The organism is Mucilaginibacter angelicae (assembly GCF_042434235.1).
In the GTDB taxonomy this organism is placed as follows: domain Bacteria; phylum Bacteroidota; class Bacteroidia; order Sphingobacteriales; family Sphingobacteriaceae; genus Mucilaginibacter; species Mucilaginibacter angelicae.
In genome coordinates this window covers 210317-224356 of the sequence record NZ_JBHLTS010000021.1, presented here as the reverse complement: position 1 = coordinate 224356, position 14040 = coordinate 210317, and the positions used below count along the sequence as shown (strand labels likewise).

The 14040-nt window shown below is 43.4% G+C and carries 12 protein-coding genes; 7 read left to right on the top strand and 5 right to left on the bottom strand.

The genetic code is table 11. The annotated features are described in order from the left end of the window. Positions 1-7 precede the first annotated feature (7 nt). The 4 genes from aroA (at position 8) to ACFFGT_RS10695 (ending at position 4572) form a co-directional block, all read left to right on the top strand. Positions 8-1288 (top strand): 3-phosphoshikimate 1-carboxyvinyltransferase, encoded by a 1281-nt coding sequence (gene aroA / locus ACFFGT_RS10710; protein ID WP_377022520.1) that lies wholly within the window; start codon positions 8-10, stop codon positions 1286-1288. Positions 1289-1500: 212 nt separating this feature from the next. Further along, entirely contained in the window at positions 1501-2595 is a 1095-nt protein-coding gene (aroC, locus tag ACFFGT_RS10705) for a chorismate synthase (RefSeq protein ID WP_377022519.1), read from the top strand. Between the two features lie 105 nt (positions 2596-2700). Then, positions 2701-3933: an MFS transporter gene (locus ACFFGT_RS10700; RefSeq protein ID WP_377022518.1), complete on the top strand. Its 1233-nt coding sequence runs from the start codon at positions 2701-2703 to the stop codon at positions 3931-3933. A 9-nt stretch (positions 3934-3942) separates the two neighbouring features. Then, entirely contained in the window at positions 3943-4572 is a 630-nt protein-coding gene (locus ACFFGT_RS10695; protein ID WP_377022517.1) for an HAD family hydrolase, read from the top strand. 166 nt (positions 4573-4738) lie between these two features. On the opposite strand, the gene ACFFGT_RS10690 is transcribed toward ACFFGT_RS10695, so the two are convergent. After that, positions 4739-5257 (bottom strand): DinB family protein, encoded by a 519-nt coding sequence (locus ACFFGT_RS10690; protein ID WP_377022516.1) that lies wholly within the window; start codon positions 5255-5257, stop codon positions 4739-4741. Then, on the bottom strand, positions 5257-6267 hold the full coding sequence (locus ACFFGT_RS10685; RefSeq protein WP_377022515.1) for a glycosyl hydrolase: 1011 nt from the start codon (positions 6265-6267) through the stop codon (positions 5257-5259). The genes ACFFGT_RS10690 and ACFFGT_RS10685 overlap by 1 nt, the downstream gene beginning before the upstream one ends. Before the next feature lie 125 nt (positions 6268-6392). Between ACFFGT_RS10685 and ACFFGT_RS10680 the strand changes: the two genes are divergently transcribed. After that, positions 6393-7934 (top strand): L,D-transpeptidase scaffold domain-containing protein, encoded by a 1542-nt coding sequence (locus ACFFGT_RS10680; RefSeq protein WP_377022514.1) that lies wholly within the window; start codon positions 6393-6395, stop codon positions 7932-7934. Between the two features lie 65 nt (positions 7935-7999). Here the strand turns inward: ACFFGT_RS10680 and ACFFGT_RS10675 are convergent, their stop codons facing one another. The 3 genes from ACFFGT_RS10675 to ACFFGT_RS10665 form a co-directional block, all read right to left on the bottom strand. After that, on the bottom strand, positions 8000-8791 hold the full coding sequence (locus ACFFGT_RS10675; RefSeq protein ID WP_377022513.1) for a murein L,D-transpeptidase catalytic domain family protein: 792 nt from the start codon (positions 8789-8791) through the stop codon (positions 8000-8002). Positions 8792-9013: 222 nt separating this feature from the next. Then, positions 9014-9592 carry a nitroreductase family protein gene (locus tag ACFFGT_RS10670; RefSeq protein ID WP_377022512.1) on the bottom strand — a complete coding sequence of 193 codons (579 nt, stop codon included), beginning with the start codon at positions 9590-9592 and terminating at the stop codon, positions 9014-9016. A 73-nt stretch (positions 9593-9665) separates the two neighbouring features. After that, positions 9666-12101 (bottom strand): alpha-ketoacid dehydrogenase subunit alpha/beta, encoded by a 2436-nt coding sequence (locus ACFFGT_RS10665; RefSeq protein ID WP_377022511.1) that lies wholly within the window; start codon positions 12099-12101, stop codon positions 9666-9668. A 136-nt stretch (positions 12102-12237) separates the two neighbouring features. Between ACFFGT_RS10665 and ACFFGT_RS10660 the strand changes: the two genes are divergently transcribed. Both ACFFGT_RS10660 and ACFFGT_RS10655 read left to right on the top strand, forming a co-directional pair. Beyond that, positions 12238-12636 (top strand): DUF1573 domain-containing protein, encoded by a 399-nt coding sequence (locus ACFFGT_RS10660; protein WP_090525844.1) that lies wholly within the window; start codon positions 12238-12240, stop codon positions 12634-12636. A gap of 130 nt (positions 12637-12766) precedes the next feature. Further along, positions 12767-13993 carry a pyridoxal phosphate-dependent aminotransferase gene (locus tag ACFFGT_RS10655; RefSeq protein WP_377022510.1) on the top strand — a complete coding sequence of 409 codons (1227 nt, stop codon included), beginning with the start codon at positions 12767-12769 and terminating at the stop codon, positions 13991-13993. Positions 13994-14040: the final 47 nt, after the last annotated feature.

Below are 14040 nucleotides of genomic sequence, written 5' to 3'. Positions count from 1 at the left end.
TTTTTTAATGATGCATAACATCATCCTTAAAAGAAACAACAAGCTCATTAACGGTACGGTTAACCTCACTGGTTCAAAAAGTGAGTGTAACCGTGCCCTCATCATCGAAGCGCTAAGCCAGGGCAAAGTAAAGGTAGAAAACGTATCTGATGCCGCTGATGCCGTTTTATTAGCAGGCATTTTGAGAGCGGCAGTTGGCAGCGGTCAGTTGGCAGTTGCCAGTGAGTCCTCAGCCGAGTGTCCGCAAATCGTCGATATCGGCCCAGCGGGTACGGCCATGCGTTTTTTAACGGCTTATTATGCCATACAGGATGACGAAGTAATTTTAACCGGCAGCAAACGCATGAAGGAACGGCCAATAGGGATATTGGTTGATGCATTACGGGTGCTGGGCGCCAATATTGATTATGAAGAGAATGATGGCTATCCTCCTGTCAAACTAAAAGGAGGCTTTAAGCAGCAAACCGGCAAAATCAGTATCAAAGGCAATATCAGCAGCCAGTATATTACTGCGTTGTTACTTATTGCTGCCCGGTTACCTTTAGGTCTGGAGTTGCATATTGAGGGTGAGTTAACTTCACGCCCTTATGTTGAAATGACTTTGGCCATGCTGGAAACAGCCGGTATCAAGCATACATGGCAGGGCAATGTTATCGCAATTGCAAACCAGGAGTTTACAACGACATCATTACACGTTGAACCGGACTGGAGTGCTGCTTCATACTGGTACGCTATTGCTGCACTTGCCGATGAGGCCGAGTTGTTTTTAACTGGTCTTACGCCGTACAGCTTACAGGGCGATAGCGTGATCACCGAGATCATGGCTAACTTTGGTATCACTTCGCAATTCAGGGATGGTGGCGTTCATCTTAAAAAAGAGAACAAGCCTATCTCCCGCCGCGAATTTGATTTGAAGGAATGTCCTGATCTGGCACAAACCGTAATTGTTGTTTGCGCAGCACTTAATCATGAAGCATCGTTTACTGGCCTGGAAACTTTAAAGATCAAGGAAACCGACCGCATCCTGGCGCTGCAAACCGAGCTTGGCAAAATGGGCGTTAAGCTGATTGAAAAAGACGAAGTTTACACGCTTGATTGCAGCGGTAAATTTATCCCTGACAGCATCTTCATCAACACTTATCACGACCACCGCATGGCTATGGCCTTTGCACCGCTGGCCCTCATCCTTCCGCAAATGGAATTTGAAAACGGCCCGGTAGTTGATAAATCATATCCCGCTTTCTGGAATGATCTGGAAAAGCAGGGGTTTGAAGTTGAGGAAGCTTAAAGCTGAAAGCCGAAGGCTTAAAGCAAAAACATAACCCACCACGTCATTGCGAGGTACGAAGCAATCCCCTATTAGCAGGTTCGCCCTGTATAGTTTGCGATTGCTTCGTACCTCGCAATGACGGTTCTTTATAATATAAAACAATCAATTAAAGATATTCAGATAAGATTCTCTCATATCTCATATCTAACATCTCATATCTAAAAATAACTATGGCAGGCAATTCATTCGGGCAATTATTCAGGATAACTACTTTTGGCGAATCACATGGCGAAGCCATTGGTGTAATTATTGACGGATGCCCGGCCGGCTTACAGGTTGATCTTGATTATATCCAGGGCGAACTGGATAAACGCAAACCAGGTCAATCAAAAATAACTACACAACGCAAGGAAAGCGATACGGTAAAGATCATTTCGGGCGTATTTGAAGATAAAACTACAGGTACCCCTATCGCTATGCTGATCCCTAATGAAGATCAGCGTTCAAAGGATTACAGCCATAATGTAGATGTTTTCCGCCCCTCACATGCCGACTATACTTACCAAACCAAATACGGGATCCGCGACCACCGCGGCGGCGGCCGCTCATCAGCCCGCGAAACCGCTGCCCGTGTTGCTGCAGGTGCTTTAGCCAAACTATTGCTTAAAACGCAGGGAATTGAAATTGTTGCTCACGTAAGCAGCGTAGGCAAGATCAACGCGCCCAATGTATTCATCAATGATCCGATGGAGTTTATTGAGGAACGTGAAAAAAACATTGTACGTTGTGCCGATCCTGCCACTGCCGAAGAAATGATCGAATTTATTGACAGCGTACGTAAAGATGGCGATACAGTTGGCGGCAAGATCAGCTGTTATGTAAAAAACTGCCCGGTTGGCCTTGGCGAACCGGTATTTGACAAGCTGCATGCCGATTTAGGCAAAGCGATGTTAAGCATCAATGCAGTTCATGGTTTTGAGTTTGGCTCGGGCTTTGACGGCAGCGAAATGCGCGGATCGGAGCATAACGACATTTTTGTAAAATCGCACCTGGGTGATATACAAACCATCACCAATTTCTCGGGCGGCATCCAGGGCGGTATCAGTAATGGTATGCCAATTGAATTTAAAGTAGCCTTTAAACCGGTAGCCACCATCATGAAAAACCAGGCTACCATTGATAGCGAAGGTAACGCTGCTGAAATATCAGGCAAAGGTCGTCACGATCCTTGCGTGGTTCCGCGTGCGGTACCTATTGTTGAAGCTATGGCAGCCTTGGTTCTGGCCGATCACTGGCTCAGGAACAGGAACGCCCGCTTAATTTAACGATGTGCAAATATGCAGATGTGCAGATTATTATATTAATTCGCACATCTGTATTGATTTCATAATTTGCACATTTGCATATCCGCACATTTGCACATCATCCTCATGCCTACTTCAATTATCCAATTATACAAACAAGCCTATAGCGGACTTTCAAAAAACAGCTGGTACCTGAGCATCGTAATGCTTATTAACCGCAGTGGTACCATGGTTGTGCCTTTCATGACCATTTACACCATCAGGCAGCTGCATTTTACCATCGAACAATCGGGCTATATCATGGCTATTTTTGGTGTAGGCGCAGTATCCGGCGGCTTTATTGGCGGTAAACTGATCAATAAAATAGGCTTTTATGATTTGCAGGTGGGCGCATTGCTTACCGGTGGATTGCTATTTTTGATACTGGGTTACCAAACCAGTTTTATCAGCATGGCTCTCTTCACACTGGTACTGAGCATCTGTAACGAATCATTCAGGCCTGCAAACTCAACAGCTATAGCCCACTATAGTACCGAAGAAAACAAAACGCGCTCCTATTCGCTTAACCGGCTGGCTACCAACTTAGGCTGGGCTTTCGGTGGTGGTTTGGGGGGATTATTGGCCTCAATAAATTATCATTTGCTTTTTTGGGTAGATGGCTGTACCAATATTGCGGCAGGCATATTACTTCTTACCCTAATGCCGCGTTCAAAAGTGGCCAAAACTATCAAAGATGCTGTCGCCGGTTTTGACGAGGTGGTTTCATCAGCTTATAAAGATGGTATTTACCTGCTGTTTATTTTACTGGCTACATTGTTTGCAACCTGCTTTTTCCAGTTCTTTATTATGCAACCGGTATTTTATAAAATACAGTGGCATTTTAATGAGCGCTTTATCGGCTTCCTGCTGGCGTTAAACGGGATACTTATCGTGTTAATTGAAATGATCCTGATCAACTGGCTTGAAGGGAAACGTCATGCTTTAACTTATATCATTTCCGGCATTTTGGTTACAGGAAGCGGTTTTGTATTACTCAACCTGATGCCGCATGTACCTTCGGTAGCCATATTGATTGTGTGCATGGTAACCTTAGGCGAAATGCTTTGCATGCCCTTTATGAACACCTTTTGGATCAGCCGCTCAAATGCCCGTAACCGCGGCGAATATGCCGCTTTATACAGTATGTCGTGGGCCGGGGCGCAGATCATAGCACCATTTTTGGGCAGCCAGGTCATCGCCTATGGTGGTTTTGAAATGCTTTGGTGGTTATTAGGTGGTGTTTGCCTGTTTGTGGCCTGTGGCTATTTCATCATGAAGCGGTCGATCCATATCAATAAACAAGTTCCTGTTTTACCTTAAGCTGCTGTTATGAAAAAAGCTATCATATTAGACCTTGATAATACCATATATCCGGTTAGCTCTATTGCCGATCATTTGTTCAATGAACTTTTCAGCTTCCTTGATCAGCATATCGCCGGCGAGGGCATTGATCATATCAACAGTGCAAAGGAGGATCTGAAACGGATCCCTTATCAAAAGGTAGCAGACAAATACCAGTTTAGCGAGCGCGTTAAAAACAAAGGCCTCGAGCTGCTGAATAACATTGAGTATAAGCTGCCAATGCAGCCTTTCGACGACTACCGGCATATCCGCGAAGCAAACATCACCAAATTTCTGGTTACAACAGGCTTTACCAAACTGCAATGGAGCAAGGTAAAAATGCTGGATATCGAAGCAGACTTTGAAGCCATCCATATTGTCGACCCGGAGCTTTCACCCCTAACCAAAAAAGATATTTTCGCAGGGATATTGGAGCAATATAATTACAAGCCCGAAGATGTACTCATTATTGGCGATGACCCTGAATCGGAAATAAAAGCAGCAAGTGATTTAGGGATTGATACTTTCCTTTATGACCCCGAAAATAAACATCCGGATGCCAAAGTAACCCATCATTCACAAAATTTGAAAGATGCAGCGGTTATTGCAAATCAATAATCAGGAGGCGCCTACGGAGCCTTAATATTGTTTTTATTTTGCTATAAACATGGTACTCCTACGGAGTTGGGGCTGTAGCAATGAAACTCCGTAGGAGTACCATGTTTGTAGATGAAAGTCAGAGACTTAAGGCTCCGCAGGTGCCTCCTTTTCAGAGCGATTTCTACTATTGCCCGTGCTTAAGCACCTTTACTGTAACAATAAGCTGCCCCAAATGCCGCATCGTATGCTCTGCCGAATGGGTGTATAAACCGATCACAGTTGATGGTAATTGCGCCCTTCCCACTCCTCTCCAATCGGTTAAGGTAGTTTCATCAGTAACCTTGAGTTGATTAATAGCGTTATCTACTTCAGCATTAAATGCGTTTACCAAATCAGCAACAGTAATTTTATGCTCTCCGGGTTTACCTTCGGCTGCAAGATAATTTAGCTGAGCCTCACTAAGCCCCTCTCCTTTTGCATAAGTAAAAAGCCTGTTAAGCACCCCGGTTAGGTGCTGCAAATGAAAACCGGGCGATGCCATGCCTGCTACCTTTTCCCACAATAACGCATCAGGAAAACCGGCCATCAACTCATTAAGCTCTTCCCTTGCCTGTAAAAGCGCATGTGCAATTGGCTGAAGCAAGGCGGGCATATCAGTTAGTGGACCACGGAGCCAAACCTCGGGTAATTTTTGAGTAGTCATTATTTTTTATTTAGCAAGGCTTTTACTTCATCATGGTTAAGGGTTTGAGGCAGACCATATATGGTTTTTACCCTTTCATGCGTATTATCAGTCCAAAGCCAGCTTGTCCACACCATAAACCAGGCCCATTCCGGCTGTGCTGCCAGAATTTCGGGTTTTGGCAGTTCGCCGGTTTCTGTCAAGGCGATGATCTTGCCATTGGCCACCTTAAGCAAATCATTATAATCCCGTTGTTCATAGTCAAAGTGATAGATATCGGCACCTAAAATATCTACATAATCGGCACCCGGATAAAAGTCCTTATAATCATAAGCTTCATCTAAAGGCAGGTCGCGCAAACCGTTTGGCCCCCATACCCAAATCAAATTATTTAAGTGGTGATAATTGGTATAGCGGTCGTACATCATTTTCCAAAGCTTGATGATGCCATCATTACCTTTTTTGTTTCCCCACCAAAACCACACACCGTTCATTTCGTGGTAAGGGCGCCACAAAACAGGTACGTGGGCATCCTTAAGTTGTTTCAGGTAACCGGCAATCACATCAATCTGGGCCAGCCATTTTTTGTTCAGGTCGGTATTGGGCGTTGTCAGCTCTTTCCATTGCGCATCGGTGAGTTTCCCCTGGATGCTTTGTTTCCAATCATACGGCGGGTTATCCAACGGTCGGCCCTGGTGCCACATAAGTGTTACAAGGTAGCCATCCTGCCATTTCTGTTCAGCTTCTTTTACAAGATCTGGCCCCAGGTCTTTATCTCCCCAAAGCATGAAATCTGAACCCCACACAGCGGGATAGTGTCCGGTAATTGCCTTAGCACTGTCTGAAAAAACGTCACGGTCGCTGTTGTAATTTTGCTGGCCCGACAAAATATGTTTGCCTTTTATGCTATAAAGGAAACCGAGCAATTTATTTACTTCAGGCGATGCTTCTTTATTTACGGGTTTAAAACTCTGTGCAAAAACCATATAGGGCATGGCAATTATCAAAGCAAGCAAAAGGCGTTTTTTCATTTTAATTAAATACAAATTGGAGTTAACGGTGCAAAATGGCTATGTTCAAAAATAAATAAAAAGCACATGGCTTTATGGTATGGCTATTGCTATTCATATGCAATATTTAACTATCTTTCGTGTATATGATACCTATCCCTTTTAAAAAACACTTTATCCCGATTATACTTTCCACGTGTTTTGTTTTGCCGCTGGTGCTTCAAAGCTGTAAAAAAAAGCATGAGATGATTGCTGAAGATATGTTCAGGGTCACTCAAAATGAGATTTTCAAAAAAGCCGATACTGAAGAATACATCCCCGTATTTAAAAGAGTATTTGCAAAATACAGATCAAAAACAGCCAACCCGCTGGTTATCGAATCATTTTTTAAAAAGAACGAATACCAGCCAATTTTAGTTATAAACCACTTAAATAACGGCGACCTTGAAGCTTTACCGGAATATCTTGACAAGATCAATGAACATGGCCTTGACCCAACCGTATACCCATCGGCAGAGATCAAAGCGCTTGTTGCCAAACTCAAAGATAAAACGGCAATAAAAACCATTGATGAAGCCTACGAAACTGTTGCTAAACTTGAAATTTTAACAGCGGGGGCCTTTGTAAAATACTCCAATGTATTGCAATATGGGGTCATTAACCCTAAAAAAATCTATTCGCGGTATTTTATGGCTACCCGCCGGCCCGACAGCACTACCATGCTTGCCACTTTAAACAGGACAGATTTTAAAACGTTCCTCGACAGTATTCAGCCAAAAAACCCGCAATATTTAGCCTTACAAAAGGCTTATAGAGATAGCGCCACCATAGAGGGCCTTTCGAAAGAGGAAAGCAAGCGTTATTTCCTGGTTAGTCTTGAGCGTTTACGCTGGAGGAACAAGCCTTATGAACCTAAATACGTTATTGTTAATATCCCCGATTACAGGCTTGATGTTATGGAGGATGGCAAATCGGTATTAAACATGAAGGTTTGCGTTGGCCAGGGCCGCAACATGGAAAATCAAAACACATTGGAGCATTTTGACGATACCGCCCGGGCAGATAAACCGTTCCCGCGCGAAACGCCGATATTGAACAGTGTGATCCATAGCGTTGAAGTAAACCCGGTCTGGAACATTCCGCGTAGTATCGCTACCAAAGAAATCATTGTTGAAGCTGCAGACGACCGTTTTTACCTGGCGAATAAAAACATCGATGTGTTTAAAGATGGCAAAAGGATAGCCGATCCGGAAACGATAGATTGGACACAGGTAACCCCTGATAACCTCGAATACGAATTTAAACAGCGCCCCGGCGAAGATAACTCGTTAGGTAAGATCAAATTCCTGTTCAAAAACCGCAGCAGCGTTTACCTGCACGATACGCCCAATAAAGCGGCATTCCGTAAAACGATGAGAGCGGTGAGCCATGGATGCGTGCGCCTGGGCGATCCCCTCGGCCTGGCAAAGAATTTATTTGGCGAAGGTGCCGATATCGACACCATAGCAAATGATATGATAGTGAATAAACCGGAGCCTACTAATATCGGTTTGCCTAAAAAAACGCCTATTTACATTACCTACGTAACCTGCTGGGCAGATGAAAACGGCGCTATCCAATACCGCCCTGATGTTTACGGTTTAGATATTGTGCTTTACGCACACCTGCAAAACTTTTTAGCGAAATAAAAAAATAGCCCGGCAAACTTTTGAGTAAGCCGGGCTTCATGATTTGGTTTATAGTTGGGTTGGATTTAAAACTTTGCAAAACTGAATGATGTATCAGCGCTCGCCATTAAGTTAAGCGGCCCTGCTTCATCCAGGTATTTTGAATAGTACGACTCATCGTTTCCGTTAATAAAGAAAACGGTTTTGCCTGCAATGGTATTGATCACCTTATTAACCACTTTGGGTGATACCGCCGGGCAGCCAAAGCTCCTGCCGATATATCCCTGCTCATTGATGGCCGCCGGACCAACATAATTAGCGCCATGTACAACAATGCTGCGCATCCGCGCATTTCCGTTAAAGCCTTCGTCCATCCCGTCAAGATATAGTGAGCGACCGTGTTTACCATTATAAACCTTATCGGTTATGTAAAAGCCAACACTGCTTTGGTGCGAGTCATTAGCATCTGAAAAGCGACTTGCCATTTCTTCGCCGCTGCCCGATCCATGAGCAACCCAGGTGTTAAGTACCAATTCCCTGTTCAACAGGTTAACGATCCACATACGTTTTTCGCGGCTCGATTTGGTAAAATCAACCACTGTAAGTACATCGCTGTTTTGAGGTACCTGGTGCGATAGCTTCAGGTTGGTATAACCTGTTACGGCTTTTTCAAACACGCTAAAAGCTAAGCCGGCTTCCTCAAGGTGGGCTGCTACATATAAATTATTAACGTATTGCTCAAATAGCTCCTTTGTTGTAAACGCTGCATTTTTTTTCTTTGCACTCACCGATCTGTTTGCACCATCCGATCTCCAGCTTAAAATTGTTGCTGAAAGGAAAAAAATCGACATAGTAACCCACAAAAAATGTTTCCTCATACGCTTGCCTGAGTTTAATTTAATTTTAATTAATTAGGGTGTAGTAACAGGGTTTGGATAGCAGGTTAACTTGCTGTTAACAAGCCAACACAAAAATATACTTTAAAACTTAAAATCCAAATCGGTAAGACAGTATTCTTTACTAAAATGAAAATAAGTTTAAAACTAAGCAATATTTTGGACTGTTATACGGAGCGAAAAAAGGAAAGGTTATGGGTTAAATTATTTAACCCATTTAATTTTGTCTTCAAGCGGAATAGTACGTTTCCCTTCGGGATACTGATCGGCGTAACCCAGGTATAATACGCCCATCACATTATCCTCATCCCTTAAATTCAGGAATTCCTTAAAAGTTGGTTTTAGGATAGCACCACCCGTACTCCAGAATGAAGCCATATTTAAGGCTGTAGCTCCTAAAAGAATATTCTGAATAGCGCTTGATACAGCTGCCACTTCTTCAAACGGCGGTATTTTAGGCAGATCGCCACGCTGCATTACAGAAATAATAACGTGCGAAACTTTGTTACCAAGTGTTTTCAGGTTATTGTATGTAGCCTCATTAAAATCTTCGGCAGATACGCTCTTTTTATAAACCTCCGCATGCTCGGCACAAAACTGTTCAGGATTTTCATAAACAATGAAGCGCCAGGGTTCGGTGAAACCGTGGGTAGGTGCCCAGTCCGCAAGCTCCAATAGCGCTGCAATATGTCCGTTTGGCGCTTTATGACCATTCATCATGGCCGGTTTTACGCTACGGCGGGTTTTGATATTTTCGGCGACGGTTAAAAAAGTATTGTCCATAGTAGATTAAACAAATGGTTGGTGAACTACTGATTTTATAATCACTAATTCACCAACCTATAATTACAATTAATTAATAAATAGCGGGATATTTTGAAGGGTTAGCCTCATTCATCATAGCGTAAACGGTTTCGATAACATCGTCAACAGATGGCTTGCTGAAGTAATCGCCGTCGGAGCCATAAGGAGGCCTGTGTTCTTTAGCTGTAAGTGTTTTGGGCTGGGCATCAAGCGAGTAATAACCATTTTGCCCTTCCAGTATTTTTTGAAGGATATAGGAAGACCCGGCACCTGGTAAATCTTCGTCAACAACTAACAACTTGCTGGTTTTCTTTAAAGAAACACCGCAAACATTCTCTGTATCAAAAGGATAAAGCGTTTGAGGATCTATCACTTCAATATGGATCCCCATGCTTTCAAGCTCAACTGCAGCTTCCTGTACTATCCTCAGTGTTGATCCGTACGATACTACTGTAATATCGTTACCCTCTTTTAAAATTTCGGCTTTACCAAGCGGCACAGTAAAATCGCCAACGTTGGCCGGCAATTTTTCTTTTAAACGGTAGCCGTTCAGGCACTCAATCACCAATGCTGGCTCATCGCCCCTTAATAGTGTATTGTACATGCCTGCAGCCTGGGTCATATTACGGGGTACACAAATATGGAAACCACGCATCGATCCTAAAATAACACTCATTGGTGAGCCGGAATGCCAGATCCCTTCTAATCTATGACCACGGGTACGAATAATTAGCGGAGCTTTTTGCCCGCCCATAGTACGATAACTTAAGCTGGCAATATCATCGCTTATGATGGTTATTGCATAAATCAGGTAATCAAGGTACTGGATCTCTGCTATCGGTCTTAAACCGCGCATAGCCAGGCCCATGCCCTGTCCTATTATACTTGTTTCGCGGATCCCGGTATCGCTGATCCTGATGTCGCCATATTTAGCCTGCAAACCGGCAAAGCCCTGGTTAACATCGCCTATAGCGCCAAGGTCTTCGCCAAAGGCAACAATACTTTTATCTCTTGCAAAGTTGGCATCGAAAGCTGCATTCAATACCTCCCTTCCGTCCAGCACCTTTGCATCATCACTATAAACAGCAGGCACAACGGGCACATACAGAGGTGATTCCGGAGTTCCGGTAAAAAGCTTTGAATTGTAACGTTCGGCATTTTTTACGCCTTCAGCCTTTAGCCAGTCTGACAAAACCTTGCGTTCGGCATTATTCTCGGTAACTGTTAACCGCAATGCTTTACGGATAGCTGTAAAGATCTCACGCCTTCCGGCATCTATACTGGAGTGCAAATCGGCTGATAAAGCTGCTATTGTTTCCTTTTGCGCCGGCACTGTTTCGGCAAAAGCGTTTATCAATCCCGCAGCTTCTTCTATTTCACCTTTAATAACAACGGCCAGCTCATTAGCTGCCTCACGCTGGCATTCGCGCACAAATCTTTTTGCTTCGGCTTCAAGCTCTTCCAGTTCTATTTCGGTAGTGATAGCCGAGGTGATCATCCACTCACGCATTTTAAGCAAACAATCGTGCTCATCCTCCCAGGCCAACCGATCTTTACTTTTGTAACGTTCGTGCGAGCCCGAAGTTGAGTGCCCCTGTGGCTGTGTCATTTCGGTAACGTGGATCAGTACAGGTACATGCTCCTCACGGCAAATATTAATAGCACGTTCGTAGGTTTCACAAAGGGCAATATAGTCCCAGCCACGAACTTTAAAGATCTCGTAACCGTTACTACCATTTTCACGCTGAAAGCCTTTTAGTATCTCAGAAATATCTTCTTTAGTTGTTTGCAGATTTGCCGGCACCGAAATGGCATAGGCATCATCCCAAATAGAGATGGCCATAGGCACCTGCAGTACACCACCGGCATTGAAAGTTTCAAAAAATGAACCTTCGGACGTAGCACCATTACCAACACTGCCAAAAGCCACCTCATTACCATTAATGGAAAACTGTTTCAGGTAATCCAGCTCTTTATTTTGGCGGTATAGTTTTGAAGCATAGGCTAAACCTAATAAACGGGGGATCTGACCGGCAGTTGTAGAGATATCCGACGAGCTGTTCATCGTTTCGACCTGGTTAACCCAGCTACCGTCGGTATTTACAAAACGGGTAGCATAATGACAATTCATTTGCCTGCCGCCTGAGGCAGGGTCTTTTTCGATATCGGGGTTAGCATATAATTGAGCAAAAAACTCTTTCATATTGCTCATCCCGGTAGCAAACATAAAAGTTTGGTCGCGGTAGTAGCCCGCGCGCCAGTCACCGGCACGAAAAGCCTTGGCCATTGCCAGTTGTGCAACCTCTTTGCCGTCGCCAAAAATACCGAACTTTGCCTTGCCCGTTAGTACTTCCCTGCGACCTATTAAACTGGCCTGACGGCTCTCATAACCAATGCGGTAATCATCAATAACAATCTTCTTGAAATCATCAAAACTGAGCTCGGCAGTATTAAATTTACTGGTAGCGCGTGTTGTAGTTTCAGGCATATAAAATTTTGTTTAGACGGTAAAAGTATAAAATTCTATTCTGTATTAAGCAAACTAACAGATAAAACCCGGAGTTTGAGTAATAGTTTTGTAATTACATTAAACCTTTTATATTTGTAATAATCAAATATAACGTATGAAAAAGATATTAATGATTTGCGCGGTAATATTAGGCTTTGCCTTCACCGCATCGGCACAAGATAGTGGAAAAGCTGAGTTTAAATTTAACGAAGAAAAGCATGACTTCGGTAAAATACCACAAGGCACTCCCGTTACTACTGTGTTTGAATTTACCAATATTGGTAAAGAGCCACTTATTTTAACAGAAGTAAGGCCAACCTGCGGCTGTACCATTGCCGATTACACTAAAACCCCAGTAAAAAGCGGTGATAAAGGCACCATCAAAATCACTTACAATGCTGCTGCTGCTGCTCCGTTTAACAAAACAATTGTAGTTAAATCAAACGCAGTAACACCTGAGAAATATTTGAACATTGTTGGTGAAGTTGTAGCTAAACCCGCGGCAAGCAAGTAATTTATACATGCTTGATATATCCCCTATATCAACCGGGGATATGAAATGATATTTTAAAGACCCCTAACAGGGTCTTTTTTCGTTTACAAAGGTTTTACAAACTATATTTTCATTTTACTAATTTTGCAGGATGCCAAAAATATCTGAAAAGGGCCAGCGAATGCCCGCATCACCGATACGTAAATTAACACCTTTTGCTGATAAAGTTAAGCAGGATGGGAAAAAGGTGTATCATCTCAACATCGGCCAGCCCGATATAGCAACACCCGATGGCATGCTGAATGCCATTAAAAATATTGATTTTAAAGTTTGGGCCTATACGCCAAGTGAGGGCACTTTAAGTTATCGTAAAAAGCTTACCGAATATTATAACAAACTGGATTATAATATTACCACAGAAGATATTATAGTTACCACAGGTGGTTCGGAAGCTATTAGCATAGCGTTAATGGCCTGCCTTGATCCGGGCGATGAAGTGATCATTCCAGAGCCTTTTTATGCCAACTATAATGGTTTTACCAGCCAAAGCGATATTGTTGTTAAACCCATCCTTTCGTTCATAGATAATGGCTTTGCACTGCCCCCTATCAGCGAATTTGAAAAGCTGATAACCGATAAAACCAAGGCTATCATCATCTGCAACCCCAATAACCCTACCGGTTATCTGTATTCTAAAGATGAGATGGAAGCGCTGAAGCAATTGGTTTTAAAGTATGACCTGTACCTGTTTTCGGACGAGGCATACCGCGAATTTTGCTATGATGGCCGCTCATTTATATCACCAATGCATATGGACGGGCTTGAGGAAAATGTAGTAGTGATGGATACCGTAAGCAAACGTTACAGCGCCTGCGGTGCCCGTTTGGGTTGTATGATCACTAAAAACAAGGAATTACGCACAGCAGCATTGAAATTTGCCCAGGCCCGTTTAAGCGCAGGCATGGTTGAACAAATTGCCGGCGAGGCAGCTGTTGATACCCCCGACAGCTACTTTGAAGGCGTAAATAAAGAGTATACCAGCAGGCGCAACACCCTTGTAAATGCATTGAACAAAATGAATGGCGTTTATTGCCCTAATCCGGGTGGTGCATTTTACGTGGTTGCCAAGCTGCCTATTGACAATGCCGACAAGTTTTGCCAGTGGATGCTGGAAACCTTCAGCCTTAATAACGAAACAGTGATGATGGCCCCTGCTACCGGCTTTTACAGCACACCAGGTGCAGGTGTCAACGAAGTACGCATGGCTTATGTTTTAAACAATGACGATCTTAAACAAGCCATGGTTTGTTTAGATGAAGCATTAAAAGTTTATCCGGGCAGGACAGTTACCAGTGAACAGTTAGTAGTTGGCAATTAGTTCATTTTACCCATTTTATCTAACACAAAGCCCGGTTCAAAAACGGG

Bases quoted from the DNA above. Each gene is read 5' to 3' on its own strand.
- aroA (WP_377022520.1), top strand. From the start codon at position 8: ATGATGCATAACATCATCCTTAAAAGAAACAACAAGCTCATTAACGGT.
- aroC (WP_377022519.1), top strand. From the start codon at position 1,501: ATGGCAGGCAATTCATTCGGGCAATTATTCAGGATAACTACTTTTGGC.
- ACFFGT_RS10700 (WP_377022518.1), top strand. From the start codon at position 2,701: ATGCCTACTTCAATTATCCAATTATACAAACAAGCCTATAGCGGACTT.
- ACFFGT_RS10695 (WP_377022517.1), top strand. From the start codon at position 3,943: ATGAAAAAAGCTATCATATTAGACCTTGATAATACCATATATCCGGTT.
- ACFFGT_RS10690 (WP_377022516.1), bottom strand. From the start codon at position 5,257: ATGACTACTCAAAAATTACCCGAGGTTTGGCTCCGTGGTCCACTAACT.
- ACFFGT_RS10685 (WP_377022515.1), bottom strand. From the start codon at position 6,267: ATGAAAAAACGCCTTTTGCTTGCTTTGATAATTGCCATGCCCTATATG.
- ACFFGT_RS10680 (WP_377022514.1), top strand. From the start codon at position 6,393: ATGATACCTATCCCTTTTAAAAAACACTTTATCCCGATTATACTTTCC.
- ACFFGT_RS10675 (WP_377022513.1), bottom strand. From the start codon at position 8,791: ATGAGGAAACATTTTTTGTGGGTTACTATGTCGATTTTTTTCCTTTCA.
- ACFFGT_RS10670 (WP_377022512.1), bottom strand. From the start codon at position 9,592: ATGGACAATACTTTTTTAACCGTCGCCGAAAATATCAAAACCCGCCGT.
- ACFFGT_RS10665 (WP_377022511.1), bottom strand. From the start codon at position 12,101: ATGCCTGAAACTACAACACGCGCTACCAGTAAATTTAATACTGCCGAG.
- ACFFGT_RS10660 (WP_090525844.1), top strand. From the start codon at position 12,238: ATGAAAAAGATATTAATGATTTGCGCGGTAATATTAGGCTTTGCCTTC.
- ACFFGT_RS10655 (WP_377022510.1), top strand. From the start codon at position 12,767: ATGCCAAAAATATCTGAAAAGGGCCAGCGAATGCCCGCATCACCGATA.